Origin of the sequence: Variovorax rhizosphaerae (assembly GCF_037889975.1) — a bacterium.
Taxonomy (GTDB): Bacteria; Pseudomonadota; Gammaproteobacteria; order Burkholderiales; family Burkholderiaceae_C; genus Variovorax; species Variovorax rhizosphaerae.
Window position 1 is genome coordinate 244941 of the sequence record NZ_JBBKZT010000006.1, and the last position, 15264, is coordinate 260204.

The 15264-nt window shown below is 67.5% G+C and carries 7 protein-coding genes; all 7 read left to right on the forward strand.

Features of this window, described 5'->3' with window-relative positions:
* The 7 genes from WKW82_RS14715 (at position 1) to WKW82_RS14745 (ending at position 15246) form a co-directional block, all read left to right on the forward strand.
* Positions 1-11052: a GAF domain-containing protein gene (locus tag WKW82_RS14715; RefSeq protein ID WP_340343042.1), complete on the forward strand. Its 11052-nt coding sequence runs from the start codon at positions 1-3 to the stop codon at positions 11050-11052.
* Between the two features lie 178 nt (positions 11053-11230).
* The gene (locus WKW82_RS14720; protein ID WP_340343043.1) at positions 11231-11572 is read left to right on the forward strand and encodes an Hpt domain-containing protein; all 342 of its coding nucleotides are present in this window, start codon (positions 11231-11233) and stop codon (positions 11570-11572) included.
* Entirely contained in the window at positions 11565-12623 is a 1059-nt protein-coding gene (locus WKW82_RS14725; protein WP_340343044.1) for an adenylate/guanylate cyclase domain-containing protein, read from the forward strand. Before WKW82_RS14720 ends, WKW82_RS14725 begins: the two co-directional genes overlap by 8 nt.
* 220 nt (positions 12624-12843) lie before the next feature.
* Positions 12844-13092 (forward strand): hypothetical protein, encoded by a 249-nt coding sequence (locus WKW82_RS14730; protein ID WP_340343045.1) that lies wholly within the window; start codon positions 12844-12846, stop codon positions 13090-13092.
* A gap of 105 nt (positions 13093-13197) precedes the next feature.
* Positions 13198-13335 carry a hypothetical protein gene (locus WKW82_RS14735; protein WP_340343046.1) on the forward strand — a complete coding sequence of 46 codons (138 nt, stop codon included), beginning with the start codon at positions 13198-13200 and terminating at the stop codon, positions 13333-13335.
* Between the two features lie 345 nt (positions 13336-13680).
* Positions 13681-14445: an SDR family oxidoreductase gene (locus tag WKW82_RS14740; RefSeq protein WP_340343047.1), complete on the forward strand. Its 765-nt coding sequence runs from the start codon at positions 13681-13683 to the stop codon at positions 14443-14445.
* A 12-nt stretch (positions 14446-14457) separates the two neighbouring features.
* On the forward strand, positions 14458-15246 hold the full coding sequence (locus WKW82_RS14745) for an SDR family oxidoreductase (protein ID WP_340343048.1): 789 nt from the start codon (positions 14458-14460) through the stop codon (positions 15244-15246).
* Positions 15247-15264: the final 18 nt, after the last annotated feature.

Below are 15264 nucleotides of genomic sequence, written 5' to 3' on the forward strand. Positions count from 1 at the left end.
ATGCCCAAGACCCGGTCGGGGCCACCCTCGATGGATGCGCGCCTGGTCGAGAGCGGCCTGCGACTGGGCGCCTGCAGCGACGAAGGCGAATGGCGCGATGCGCTGGTCGACGAGGCCATGGCGCTCCTTGGCGCGCAGCGTGTGCTGCTGGTGCTCGATTGCAAGGACAGCCTGCACATCGCCGGTGCGAAGCTGCCGGGTGATGAAGAAGCCAGCGGCCTCCTGACCGCCATCGAGCCCTGGCTGGCCGCAACCCGCCGCACGCGCAAGCCCAGCCTGCGGCACGGCCCCGAGGGCGCCGAGCCCATCGACCAGCGCTCCTGCCTCATCGCACCGCTGGTCAACAAGGACCAGCTGCTCGGCCACCTCTATGCCGACATCGAAGGCACCCTGGGGCGCTTCGACACCACGCACCGCAACGCGCTCGACCTACTCGCCCGCCAGGCCGCCACCGTGCTGGCCAACATCCGCCGCCAGGAGACCCAGGCGCGCAACCTGGCCCAAAGCGCCGATCAACTCGCCCAACATGCCGGCGAACTCGCGCTCATCCACTCCATCCAGCAGGGCGTGGCGGCCCGCATGCCCTTCCAGGACATCATCAACCTTGTCGGCGACAAGCTGCGTGAGGTGCTCCACACGGGCGACATCTCCATCATCTGGCGCCACGAGAAGACCGGCCTGGTCCAGGGGCTCTATCGCTACGAGCACAACCAGCCACTGCCCTTGCTGCCGCCGCGCGTGATGAAGCCGGGCGATCCGGTCGAGCGCATCTTCCTGGCCGGCGAGGTCGGCGTGGCGAACACGCGTGAAGAACAGTCGCGCATCGGCATGGGCCCCTCGCCCGGCACCGACTGGGCGCACTCCGTCGTCGGCGTTCCGATCATCGGCACCGAGCGCGTGATCGGCGCCATCGGCCTGCAGAACCACGAGCGCGAATACGCCTTCGGCCCCAACGAGATCAGGCTGCTGCAGACCGTCGCGGCCAGCATGAGTGGTGCCCTGGAGAACGCCCGCCTTTTCGACGAAACCCAGCGCCTGCTGAAGGAGACCGAGGCGCGCAATGCCGAGCTGGCCATCATCGCCGCGGTGCAGGACACCCTGGCCGGCGAACTGAACCTGCAAGGCGTGTACGACGCGGTCGGCGACAAGCTGAGCCAGGTGTTCCCGCAGGCCGACGTGGGCATCCGCATCTACGACGCCGCGACCAACCTGCTGCATTATCCCTTCATCGGCCGCCGCGGCGAACGTTTCCGCATGGAGTCGATGGCGCCGGCCGGATTTGGGGCGCAGGTGCTGCGCACGAAGCGCACGCTGCTGGTCGACGAGAACCTGGAGGCCGAGGCATTGAAGGTCGGCTCCGTCCGGCTGTCCTACCACCCCAGCTATCCCAAGTCGCAGGTGCTGGTGCCGCTGGTGGTGTCCGACAAGGCGGTCGGCATGATCTCGCTGGCCGACATGCAGCGCGAACACGCCTTCAGCACCTCCGACATCCGCCTGCTGGAGACGCTGGCCGGCAGCATGAGTGCGGCACTGGACAACGCTCGGCTGTTCGCCGAGACGCAGCGCGCGCTGGCCCACCAGACCGCGGCCTCCGAGGTGCTGCAGGTCATCGGCCAATCGGTCGCCGACACCGGGCCGGTGTTCGACAAGATCCTCGAATGCTGCGACCGCCTGTTCGACGCATCCTCGTTCGGCCTGTACATGGTCGACGCGCAGGGCCTGCTCAACCTCACGCGCTGGCGCATGTCGAGCAAGGGCCGCGCCATGGTCGGCGATGAACGTGCGGACCAGCTCGCCGCGCAGCTGCGCGCGATCTATCCGCGGCCGCTGGCCGACACCTCCGCCGAGCTCGCCTTCCAGCGCAACGACCTGGTCGAGATCGCCGACGTGCTGCACGGCCCGGACGTGCCGCCCTCCCTGCGCCGCAACGCGGAGATCGCCGGCCTCAACTACGCGAACCTCGCCGCGCCGCTGATGTGGGAAGGCCGGGGCCTGGGCATGCTCAGCCTGCAGCGCACCGAGGTCGGCCCGTTCCAGCCGCACGATCGCGCACTGCTCAAGACCTTTGCCGACCAGGCCGTGATCGCGATCCACAACGCGCGCCTGTTCGGCGAGACGCAGGAGTCGTTGGCCCACCAGACCGCCGCGGCCGAGGTGCTGCAGGTCATCGGCAAGTCGGTGGCCGACACCGGGCCGGTATTCGACAAGATCCTCGAGCTTTGCGACCGCCTGTTCGATGCCAGCGGCTTCGGCCTGATGATGCTCGACGCCAACGGCCAGCTCGAACTCACGCGCTGGGTCGTCACGGCCGCCGGCCATGCCGAATTCGCGCAGGAACGCATCGACGCCATCGAGCCGATGATGAAGGCCAGCTACCCGATGTCGCTGGTCGGCACCGCGGCCGAGGCCTCCTTCCGCACCGGCGCGCTGGTCGAGTACACCGATGTGCTGGCTGATCCGAACGCCCCGCCGGCACTTCGCCGCTATGCAGAGTTCATCGGCAAGAGCTTCGCCAACCTGGCCGCGCCGCTGATGTGGGAGGGCAAGGGCGTCGGCCTGCTCAGCATGCAGCGCGGCGAGGTCGGCCCGTTCAAGCCCAGCGAGCGGGCGCTGCTCAAGACCTTCGCCGACCAGGCCGTCATCGCGATCCAGAACGCGCGGCTGTTCCATGAGACGCAGGAGACGCTGGCCCACCAGACCGCGGCGGCCGAGGTGCTGCAGGTCATCGGCAAGTCCGTCCATGACACCGGACCGGTGTTCGACAAGATCATGGAGTGCAGTGACCGCCTGTTCGACGTCAGTTCCTTCGCGCTGACGATGGTCGACGCCCAGGGCCAGCTCGCCCTGAAGCGCTGGCACATGACCGCGGCCGGCCGTGCGGTGATCGGCGAGGAACGTGCCGCGCAACTCGCTCTGGCGATGCAGGCCAGTTATCCGATGCCGCTGGCCGACAGCTCCGCCGAACACGCGTTCCGCACCGGCGACGTGGTGGAGTTTCCCGATGTGCTGGCCGCCCTCGATGCGCCGCCGATGCTGCGCCTCAGTGCGCAACGGCTCGGCCAGAACTTCGCGAACCTGGCGGCCCCGCTGATGTGGGAGGGCCGCGGCATCGGCCTGCTGAGCATGCAGCGCAGCGAGATCGGGCCGTTCACGCCGGGCGAGCGCGCGTTGCTCAAGACCTTTGCCGACCAGGCGGTGATCGCAATCCAGAACGCGCGGCTGTTCGACGAGACCCAGGAGGCCCTGCAACGCCAGACCGGCACGGCGGAGATCCTGCGCGTCATCGCGAGTTCACCGACCGATGTGCAACCGGTGTTCGACGTGATCGTGGAGCGCGCGGTGCAGTTGTGCAACGCGCGCATGGGCCGCGTCTACCGCTACGACGGCACCACCATCCACATGGTGGCCGTGGGCGGCGTCAGCCCGGTCAAGCTGCGCAAGCTGAACCGCATCTTTCCGCGGGACGCCGGCGACGACACCATTGCCGGCGTCGTCATCCGCACCCGCAAGCCCTACTTCGTCAAGGACATCCAGCAACCCAACGACGTGCCGACGCTGTCGCTGCAGATGATCGCGGCGCTGGGCACGCGCAGCCAGGTCACGGTGCCCATGCTGCGCGGGGACGAGCCCATCGGTGCCATCACCGTCGGCTGGGCCGAGCCCGATGCCTGGGACCAGCAGCAGGTCACGCTGCTGCAGACCTTCGCCGACCAGGCCGTCATCGCCATCGAGAACGTGCGCCTGTTCAACGAGACCACGCAGGCCTTGCACAAGGTGGAGGAGCGCACCGCCGAACTGACCGAGTCGCTCGAATCGCAGACTGCCGTCAGCGACGTGCTGCGCGTCATCAGCGAATCGCGCACCGACGTGATGCCGGTGTTCGAGGCCATCCTCGACTGCACCATGTGGCTGTTCGACGGCCCCTCCTCCTCGATCTTCGCCTACGACGGCCGCCTGGTCCGTCTGGCCGCGACGCGCAACTGGACCCCGGAGGCGCTGGAAGCGGCGCGCACGATGTGGCCGGCGCCGCCCGACCTGCACCAGATGAACGGCCGGGTCATCCTCGAGCGCCGGGCGCTGAGCAACGACGACGCCTGGGCCGATCCGGACTACGACCGCACGCTCGCCAGCACCGGCCACCGGCGCCGCATGATCGCCGCGCCCATGCTGAAGGACGGCGAGCCGGTCGGCGTGATCGTCACGGCCTGGCCGGAGCCCGGCAAGACACCGCAACGGCAGATCGACCTGCTGCAGTTGTTCGCCGACCAGGCCGTGATCGCCATCGAGAACGTGCGGCTCATCAACGAGACGCGTGAGGCGCTGGAGCGGCAGACCGCCACCGCCGAAGTGCTCAAGGTCATCAGCGGGTCGCCGACCGACGTGCAGCCGGTGCTCGACACCGTGGCCGAGCGCGCCGGCCTGCTGTGCCGCGCCGAAGGCAGCCGGGTGTGGCTGGTGTTCGACGGCAAGCTGCGCGCCATGACGAGCTACGGTCCGGAGTACGCCGATGGCGCGGGCATGGAGTTACCCCTTCGAAGCAGCTCGATCGCGGGCCGCGCGTTCGCGCAACGCCGGACCGTGCACGTCGAGGACGTCGTGCCCCTGATCGATGTCGAATACCCCGACGTGCGCGAGCTGCAGGCGCGCAATGGCTTCCGCACCGTACTGGCCGTGCCGATGTTGCGCGACGGGCATGCCGTCGGCGTGATCTCGCTGCTGCGCAACGAGGTGCATCCTTTCTCGCCAGCCGAGATCGGGCTGGTGCAGACCTTCGCCGACCAGGCCGTGATCGCGATCGAGAACGTGCGTCTCTTCAACGAGACGCGCGAGGCGCTGGAACGCCAGACCGCGACCTCCGACGTGCTGCAGGTCATCAGCAGTTCGGTGGCCGACGCAGCGCCGGTGTTCGACAAGATTTTGGAGAGTTGCGCGCGCCTGTTCCGCAGCTCGGAGCTCAGCGTCCTGACCATCGACGAGGAACGGCAGTTGCTGTGCATAGCCGCCTATCGTGGCGAGTCGGCACCAGCGGCGGCGCGCATCTTCCCGCTGCAACTGCGAGACGAGCCCGTGCACCAGTCGATCCGCGAGAACCGGGTACTGCGCTACGACGACGTCATGGACGGCGCCGACACGCCCAAGGGCGTGCGCAACGTCTGCGCGATGCTCGGCATCGGCAACTACTCGCAGGTGTTCGCGCCGATGCAATGGGAAGGCCGCGGCATCGGCACGTTGTGCGTGATCCGCCGGCCGCCTGCGCCCTTCACCGAGCAGGAAGCGCAGCTGTTGAAGACCTTCGCCGACCAGGCGGTGATCGCAATCCAGAACGCACGCATGGTCAATGCCACGCGCGAATCGCTGGAACGCCAGACTGCCACGGCGGAGATCCTCAAGGTCATCGCCAGCTCCCCAGCCGACGTGCGGCCGGTGTTCGACGCCATCGTGCACAGTGCGCGGCAACTGGTCGGCGGGTTGTCGGCGACCTTGCTGCGGCGCATCGGCGACTCGGTCCATCTCTCGGCCTACACGGCCACCACGGAGGAAGGCGACCAGGCGCTCAAAGCGTATTTCCCGGTGCCGGTCGATTCGGACTACATCTACGGTCCGCTGCTCACCGGCCAGCCGCTGCTGATGCAGGACATCGAGTCGAACACCGAGGTTTCCGACACCTTGCGCGCGCTGGCGCAGCAACGCGGTTGGCGCGGCCAGGCCAACGTGCCGCTGGTGCATGAAGACGTGTCGATCGGCATGATCAGCGTGACCCGCGTCGCGCCGGGGCCGTTCACCGGCCACCAGGTCGAACTGCTCAAGACCTTTGCCGACCAGGCCGTCATCGCGATACAGAACGTCCAGATGTTCAACGAGACGCAGGAGGCGCTGGAGCGGCAGACCGCCACCGCGCGCGTGCTGCGCGTGCTGGGCGGCTCGATGACCGACACGCAGCCGGTGTTCGATGCCATCGTGACCAACTGCGGCAAGCTGCTGCACGACAGCCGCGTGGTGCTGTGGCTGGTGGAGGCGGACGGCCTGCACGCCCGGGCCAGCAATGGCGGCCTCCCCAGCCTGGTCCTGCCGGTGGACAGCACCAGCCCTATCGGCACCTGCGTCGCAGAGAAGCGCGTGATCCACCTGCCCGACCTGCTGGCCGCGCTCGCGCACCATCCCATGCTGCAGCAACTCGGCCTGGGCAGCGGCTTCCGCTCCGGCCTCTATGCGCCCTTGCTGCACGAGGGACGCGCCATCGGTGGCCTGGCGGTCCTGCAGAAGGAACTGGACGGCTTCGACGACAAGGACATCGGCCTGCTCGAATCCTTCGTCGGCCCGGCGGTGATCGCCATCGAGAACGTGCGCCTGTTCCGCGAGACGCAGGACGCGCTGGAGCAGCAGACCGCCACCTCCGAAGTGCTCGAAGTCATCAGCGGCTCGGTGGCCGACACGGCGCCGGTGTTCGACAAGATCCTGGCGAGCTGCGAGAAGCTGCTGAGCAGCAACGAGCAAGGCATCCTGCTGCTGGGCGCGGACGGCTTCGTCGAACTGGCCGCGCACCATGGCCCTGCCCTGCCGACGCTGCAGAAGATCTTCGCGACGAAGATTCCGTCGACCGATTTCGAACGCGGCATCCGCGCCGGAAAGACGCTGCATTTCGTCAACGCGCTGGACCCGGAAGCACACTGGTCGGTGCGCAAGATCGCGCAGACGCTGAACATCGGAGCCTATTCGCAGCTGGTGGCGCCCATGGCCTGGAAGGGCCAGCCGATCGGCTACCTCAACGTGATCCGCAAGCCGGCCACCGGCTTCAGCGCCAAGGAAATCTCGCTGCTCGAAACCTTCGCCGACCAGGCCGTGATCGCGATCCAGAACGCGCGTCTGTTCCGCGAAACCAACGAGGCGCTGGAGCAGCAGACTGCCATTGCGGACATCCTGCGCGTCATCAGCAGTTCGCCCACGCGCACGCAACCGGTGTTCGATGCCATCGTGCAAGCGTGCCAGCGCCTGTTCGACGGGCGCGGGGTGGCCTTCGCGGTGCCGCGCGACGACATGATCGAGGTGGTCGCCTTCGCCGATGACGGCACGCGCGGCGAGCGCGAGGGCGGCTTCCTGAAGCCGTGGCCGCTGGACCGCCAGAGCGCAGCCGGCGCCTGCATCCTGGACGCGCGCCTCATCAACGTGGGCGACACGCGGGAGGGCGCCAAGGAGTTCCCGCGCATGAAGGACCTGTCGCTGGCGCTGGGCTACCAGTCGGGCCTGTTCGTGCCCCTGATGAAAGAGGGCCGCGCCATCGGCAGCATCGGCATCCTGCGCGCGACCACCGGCAAGTTCAGCGAGCAGGAAACCAAGCTCGCCAGCACCTTCGCCGACCAGGCCGTGATCGCGATCGAGAACACGCGGCTGTTCAACGAGACGCGCGAGGCGCTGGAACGCCAGACCGCGACCTCCGAGGTGCTGCAGGTCATCAGCCGTTCGGTGAACGACACCACGCCGGTGTTCGAGCGCATCCTGGAGAGCTGCGCCCGGCTGCTGTCCATCGAGGACGCCGCCATCTACCTGGTGAGCGACGACGACATGCTGCATCCCGGCGCGCGCATGGGCACGCTCTATGAACGCGCGTTCCGGGGCTTGCCGCAGCCGCTGTCCAACACGCTCACCGGGCGTGCCATCGCCAGGCGGCAGATCCTTCACTACCCTGACCTGCTCGGGTCGGAGGAAGTGCCGGAGCCCGTGAAGGCCGCCACGCGCTCGGTCGGCAATGGCTCGATCGCCTTCGCGCCGATGATCTGGAACGACCGCGGTATCGGGTCGCTGTCGGTGGTGCGGGTGCCGCCCCGGCCCTTCAACGACAAGGAGCTGGCCCTGCTGCGCTCCTTCGCCGACCAGGCGGTGATCGCGATCCAGAACGCGCGGCTGTTCAACGAGACGCAAGAGGCGCTGGAGCGCCAGACCGCGACGGCCCAAGTGCTGCAGGTCATCAGCGGCTCGATGGCCGATGCCAAGCCGGTGTTCCGAAAGATCCTGGAGAGCTGCCGGGACCTGCTCGCAAGCGACGAACTCGCGACCATGCTGATCGGCGACGACGGCCAGCTTCACCTGGCCTGCGCCATCGGCCCCTATGGCGAAAGCCGCGACCCCGAGGAAACGCGGGCCTTCGAAGGCAGCGGCACGCAACTCGCCATCGACGACCGCTGCGTGCTGCACTACCCCGAAGTCCAGACCGACCCCGGTGTGCCCGAGCCGCTGCGCGCGATGACCCTCCAGGCCGGCATCCGCTCGCTGCTGCTGGCGCCGATGCTCTGGGAGGACCACGGCCTGGGTTCGATCCTAGTCTGCCGCACGTCGCCGAAGCCGTACACGGCGGTCGAGATGTCCCTGCTCAGGACCTTCGCGGACCAGTCGGTCATCGCCATCCAGAACGCGCGCCTCTTCAACGAAACCACCGAGGCGCTGGAACAACAGACCGCCACCGCCGACGTGCTGCAGGTCATCAGCGGCTCGATGGAAAACGCGCAGCCCGTGTTCGACAAGATCCTGGAGAGCTGCCAGCGCCTGTTCTCCGGCTCGCAACTGGGCATCTCGCTCAACGGCAGCGACGGGCAGGTGTACCTGGGCGCGCACCGCGGCGCGGCCCGAGAGGTGCTGGAGAAGTTCTATCCGCGGCCGATCGACCGCTCGCCCATCGGCCTGGTCATGGGCGGCACCGAGGTACTGCACATCCCCGATGCACTGGCCGAGCCCGATCTGCCCTGGTTCATGCGCGCGGTGGCCGAGCAAGTCGGCAATTACGCGATCATGGTCGCGCCGCTGATCTGGGAGAGCCGCAACATCGGCTCGATCCATGTCACGCGCGACCCGTCGGAGCCCTTCGCCGAGAAGGAAATCAAGCTCCTGAAGACCTTCGCCGACCAGGCCGTGATCGCGATCCAGAACGCGCGCCTGTTCAACGAGACGAAGGAAGCGCTGGAGCGGCAGACCGCGACCTCGGACGTGCTGCGCGTGATCAGCAGTTCCGTGTCGGACACCGGGCCCGTGTTCAAGGAGATCCTGCACAGCTGCCAGCGGCTGTTCACCAACGGCCAGGTCGGCATCGCGCTGATCGGCGAAGACGGGCTGATGCACTTCGACGCCGAGATCGCACACATCGACCAGGTGTCCGACGCCATGATCCGGGCCCAGTTTCCGAGGCCGGTGCGCGACTCCATCCACGGCTATGCCATCCACAAGCGCAAGGTGCTGCACTACCCGGACGTGCGGAACGACCCCGACGTGCCGAAGGGCCTGCGTGCAACAGCCGAGCTGGTCGGAAGCTATTCCATCCTGGTCGCGCCGATGCTGTGGGAGGACACCGGTGTCGGCGCGCTGCAGGTCGTGCGACGGCCGCCGACGCCCTTCTCCGACAAGGACATCAGCCTGCTCGAGACCTTCGCCGACCAGGCCGTCATCGCCATCCAGAACGCGCGCCTGTTCAAGGAAGCACAGGAGGCCCGCGCCGCCGCCGAGGCCGCCAACGAAGCCAAGAGCGCCTTCCTCGCCACCATGAGCCACGAGATCCGCACGCCGATGAACGCGGTGATCGGCATGAGCGGCCTCTTGCTGGACACGCCGCTCAACGTCGAGCAGCAGGACTATGTGTCGACCATCCGCGACTCCGGCGATGCGCTGCTGACCATCATCAACGACATCCTCGACTATTCGAAAATCGAGGCCGGCCGCATGGACATCGAGGCCCACCCGTTCGACCTGCGCGACTGCGTGGAGTCGGCGCTGGACCTGGTGAGCACGCGGGCGACCGAGAAGCACCTGGACCTGGCCTACGTGTTCGAGGGCGACGTGCCATTGGGCATCAGCGGCGACCTCACGCGGCTGCGCCAGATCCTGCTGAACCTGCTGAGCAACGCGGTGAAGTTCACCGAGACCGGCGAGGTGGTGCTGACCGTCACCTCGACCGCCCGGCCCGCCAACCGGGCCGGCATCACCTTCGCCGTGCGCGACACCGGCATCGGGCTGTCGCCGCAGGGCATGAGCCGGCTGTTCCAGTCCTTCTCGCAGGCCGATTCGAGCACCACGCGCAAGTACGGCGGCACCGGCCTGGGCCTGGCCATCAGCAAGCGGCTGGCGGAGCTGATGAACGGCACCATGTGGGTCGAGAGCGACGGGCCCGGTACCGGCTCGACCTTCTACTTCACCATCGAGGCGCCGGTGGCCGAGATGCCGCCGAGCAAGCGGCGCATCTTCACCGGCGTGCAGGCGGAGCTGCAGGGCAAGCGCGTGCTCGTCGTCGACGACAACGCGACCAATCGCCGCGTGCTCTCGCTGCAGTCCGACAAGTGGGGCATGCAGGCACGCGACACGGCGTCGCCGCTGGAGGCGCTGCGCTGGCTGGAACAGGGCGAGCACTTCGACCTGGCCATCCTCGACATGCACATGCCCGAGATGGACGGCACCGACCTCGCCCGCCGCATCCGCCCCCGGCAACCCAAGCTGCCGCTGGTGCTGTTCAGCTCGCTGGGCCGTCGCGAAGTGGGCGCCGAAGGCGATGTGCTCTTCAACGCCTACCTGTCGAAGCCGATTCACCAGTCGCAACTGTTCGACACGCTGGTCGGCCTGCTCGCGCACCACGACGTGCCCGCCCCCAAGGCCGCCCCCAGCGTCTCCGCCAAGCCGCAGATCGACCCGACCATGGCGACGCGACATCCGCTGCGCATCCTGCTGGCCGAGGACAACGCGGTCAACCAGAAGCTCGCGATGCGCCTGCTGCAGCAGATGGGCTACCGCGCCGACCTGGCCTCCAACGGCATCGAGGCGGTGGAATCGGTGCAGCGGCAGGACTACGACGTGGTGCTGATGGACGTGCAGATGCCCGAACTCGACGGCCTCGACGCCACGCGCCAGATCTGCGCCCTGATGCAACCCGGCGAACGCCCGCGCATCGTGGCCATGACCGCCAACGCCATGCAGGGCGACCAAGAGATGTGCCTGGCCGCCGGCATGGACGACTACCTGACCAAGCCGATCCGCGTCGACAGGCTGGTGGAGGCGCTGAACAATGTCCCCCGACGATGACGAACATGTTGCTCGCCCCCAGGATCCGCGTGTTGCTCGCCACCAGGATCCGCGCACTGCGTGTCGCTCCTCCAACCTCCTGCGGGGGGCAACACCAATGGTCCTCCAAAGCCGGTCCGGTGGTACATCTGGAATTGGCGCGCGCCTTGTACACAAGAACGATTGATGGAACCCCGACATGAGTGACCCCACCATCGACCCCGCCACCTTCGCCGAACTACAAGAGGCCGCCGGCGCCGAGTTCGTGACTGAGCTGGTCCAGACCTTTCTGGAAGAAGCGCCGCAGATGCTGAAGGAACTGCGCGAGTCGCAGGCCGCGGGCGATGCCGACACCTTCCGCCGGGCCGCGCATTCGCTCAAGTCGAACAGCCTCACCTTCGGTGCGCTCGCGCTGGGCGCGATGGCGCGGGACCTGGAACTCGGCGGCCTTCCAGCGGCGCAGCCGCCCGAAGCGCTCGATGCGCTGATGCTCGAATACCTGCGCGTCGACGCCTCGCTCAAGGCGCTGTGCCATGTCTGAACAGAACCCCTCCGCGGCCCGCCTGCTGGTCGCGGACGACAACAAGGTCAACCGCCTGCTGCTGACCCGCAGCCTCGAACTGCAGGGCCACAGCGTCAAGACCGCCGAGAACGGCCGCATCGCCCTGGACATGCTGCGCAACGGCGCCTTCGACCTGATGCTGCTCGACATCGAGATGCCGGAGATGACCGGCTTCGAGGTGCTGGAGCACCTGAGCGCCGACACCCGGCTGCGCGACCTGCCGGTGATCGTCACCTCCTCGCTCGAAGGCGTGGCCGACATCGTGCGCTGCATCGAACTGGGTGCCGAGGACTACCTGCACAAGCCGGTCAACGCGGTGCTGCTGAAGGCGCGCATCGGTGCCAGCCTGGAGAAGAAGCGGCTGCGGGACCAGTTGAAGGAAATGGTGCGCCGCTTCGCCACCTCGGAGGTGGCGCAGGACCTGCAGCAATCCGGCTTCGCGCTCGGCGGCCGACGCGTGCAGGGCACGGTCATGTTCTCCGACATCCGGGGCTTCACCGCCATCGTCGAGTCGCAGTCGCCCGAGGAAACGATCGACCTGCTGAACACGTACTACACGCTGATGTTCGAGGCCATCACCAGCCACGGCGGCGTGGTCAACCAGATGATCGGCGACGGCCTCATGGCCATCTTCGGCGCCCCGCTACCGCTGGAAGACCACGGCGGCTGCGCGGTGCGCGCAGCGATGGACATGGTCGAGATGGTCGGGCTGCTGAACCTGGAACGCACCGCCACGCACAAGTCGGAGATACGGATCGGTGTGGGCGTCGCCACCGGGGAGATGGTGGCCGGCTACACCGGCACGCAGGAGCGCGCGACGTACACCTGCATCGGGGACACGGTGAACCTGGCCGCGCGGCTGGAAGCCCACACCAAGCTGGCGCAGCGCGCGATCCTGATCGACCCGGCGACCTGCCATGCGATCGACGGGCGTATTGCGGTCGAGGCGCTGGGGCCGGCGCTGTTTCATGGGAAGTCGGCGCCGGTGGATGTGTTTGCGGTGCGGGATGGGAGTGCGGGCGCGGGGTGAATGGCGGCGTCGCGCTGCGTCAGGGCCGAAGGCGGCGACCTCGGCCGTCACCTGCGGAGAGGTGCGCGCCGATGCTGTCGCGCGTCTCCCACAAGCCGTGAACAACTGCACGGAAGGCGAGGCGTGTCCGTCTGGCCAGGACGTTCGCAAAGCGTCGCATCCAATCAATGAGAACCCGTTCCGGCCTTGCTGCAACTCAGTGGCAGACAAGGAGAACGACATGGAACACAACTTTCGCCCCTTCAACGTCATTCATGCAGAGCTGGTCCGCGCGATGGATCTGCTTGCTGCCGTGGGCTTCGACACGGAAGGCGCCATCTACCAGAGCACCCTCCAACGCGTCATGCGCCTGGTCATGGAGTTCCGCGTCGCAGAAGACGCAGCCATGCGTGCCGCGGAATCGGTCGCGTCGGATCTGTTCTATCGCTACACCGGCGGCAGGCTGCTGGAGATCGACGAAGGCGAGTGATCCCTGGACGGCGCCGGCTTGCGGCAACGGCCCCCATCGATCGGGATCTGAAGAACGGCTGTCAAGCCCTCACCGCGGCCATCGTCTGGCACACCGGAGCGTCCCTTGCCCCAGTTCAACAACATCTTGATCGTCACGGAAGACCAGGTCGGCGAAGGCTCGCCCCTGCTCGTTCCCGGCGTGTCGTCCGACCTGCGCAAAGGCGCGCACGGCACGGCGACGGCGGGCAAGTCCACACGTTGAGAAAGCACTTCGTCTGAGAAGGTGTGAGTTTTTCTACTGCGGCCACCGATCTCGGGCCTGCGGTGTTGGCTCCGGCATTGCAAGCGCTTCGCGCAATTGTCAGCCTCGCCGCAACTTGGTTGTCATTGCACGTGAGGGTAGTTCCGCTCCGCGAACCGGCCTCCCGGCTGGCGCCCTTGCTACCAAATCTTCACACCTTCAGTACCGAGCGCAGCGGACCGCGCGAGCCACCGTCGCCTCCGAGACTGTCCGGCCGCATGCCGGGGAAGACCGCGCGAAAGACCTCTGCTATCGTCCCCGACGCCTCGCGCACGCAGGCCTCATGTTTCCTCCAGGAGTAGCTGAATGTCCCTGTTTTCATTGACGGGCAAGGTGGCGATCGTCACCGGCTCATCCCGCGGCATCGGCCGCGCCATCGCCGAGCGGCTCGCCGAGCACGGCGCCAAGGTGGTGATCTCCTCGCGCAAACCCGGGCCTTGCGAGGAAGTGCGCGACGCCATCAATCGCCAGCATGGTGAAGGCTCGGCCATCTCGGTGCCGGCCAACATCTCGTCGAAGCAGGATCTCAAGAACCTGGTCGATGAAACCAACCGCCAGTTCGGCAAGGTCGACATCCTGGTCTGCAATGCGGCGTCGAACCCCTACTACGGCCCGCAAGCCGGCATCGAGGACGACCAGTTCCGCAAGATCCTCGAGAACAACGTGATCGCCAACCACTGGCTCATCAGCTTCGCGGTGCCACAGATGATCGAGCGCAAGGACGGAGCGATCATCATCGTATCGTCCATCGGCGGTCTGCGCGGCTCGCCGATCATCGGCGCGTACTGCGTGTCGAAGGCGGCGGACATGCAGCTTGCACGCAATCTCGCGGTGGAATACGGGCCGCACAACGTGCGCGTCAACTGCATCGCGCCGGGCCTCATCAAGACCGACTTCGCACGCGCCTTGTGGGAAGACCCTAAAGGCCTCAAGCACCGCACCGCCACCACGCCGCTGCGCCGCATCGGCGAGCCCGACGAGATCGCCGGCGCGGCCGTGTTCCTGGCATCGCAGGCCGGCTCCTTCATGACGGGGCAAAGCCTCGTCATCGACGGCGGCGTGACCTGCTGACGGAGCATTCAAATGAACATCCAGGGCAAGGTCGTCGTCGTCACCGGCGGCGCGTCGGGCATCGGCAAGGCACTGTGCGAACGCTTCGCGCAGGAAGGCGCGCGCGGCGTGGTCGTGGCGGACCTCGATGCAGCGGGTGCCAAGCGCGTGGCCGAAGCCATCGGCGGCATGGGCGTCGGCGTCAACGTCGCAGTCGAGGCGGAAATGAAGGCGCTGGTGCAGGCCGCGACCGAACGCTTCGGCCAGGTCGACGTGTTCTGCTCCAACGCCGGCATCATCGTGCGTGGCGACGAAGACACGGCCAACGTCGACTGGCAGCGCCATTGGGACGTGAACGTGATGGCGCACGTCTACGCGGCGCGCGCCGTGCTGCCGCAGATGCTGGCGCGCGGCGAAGGCTACCTGGTGCAGACCGCTTCGGCCGCCGGCCTGCTGAGCCAGGTGAACGCCGCGCCCTACTCCGTCACCAAGCATGCGGCTGTCGGCTTTGCCGAATGGCTGTCGATCGCGCACGGCGCGCAGGGCATCCGCGTGAGTTGCCTGTGCCCGCAAGGCGTTCTGACGCCGATGCTGATGGGCGCGGACGGATCGCAGCGCAGCCAGAGCTTCCTCGGTGACGGTGCGGTGTCGCCCGAGGCCGTGGCTGGCGCGGTGATCGACGCGATGCGCGAGGAACGCTTCCTGGTGCTGCCGCATCCGGAAGTGCTGACCTTCCTGCAGCGAAAGACTGCGGACTACGACCGCTGGATCCGCGGGATGCGGCGGTTGCGGGAGAAGGTGGTGGGGATGGTCAGGGGCTGAGCGTAAGCAAGACCGCTG

Coding starts and splice junctions, on each gene's coding strand:
- WKW82_RS14730 (WP_340343045.1), top strand. CDS start 12,844: ATGGAACACAACTTTCGCCCCTTCAACGTCATTCATGCAGAGCTGGTC.
- WKW82_RS14745 (WP_340343048.1), top strand. CDS start 14,458: ATGAACATCCAGGGCAAGGTCGTCGTCGTCACCGGCGGCGCGTCGGGC.
- WKW82_RS14720 (WP_340343043.1), top strand. CDS start 11,231: ATGAGTGACCCCACCATCGACCCCGCCACCTTCGCCGAACTACAAGAG.
- WKW82_RS14740 (WP_340343047.1), top strand. CDS start 13,681: ATGTCCCTGTTTTCATTGACGGGCAAGGTGGCGATCGTCACCGGCTCA.
- WKW82_RS14715 (WP_340343042.1), top strand. CDS start 1: ATGCCCAAGACCCGGTCGGGGCCACCCTCGATGGATGCGCGCCTGGTC.
- WKW82_RS14725 (WP_340343044.1), top strand. CDS start 11,565: ATGTCTGAACAGAACCCCTCCGCGGCCCGCCTGCTGGTCGCGGACGAC.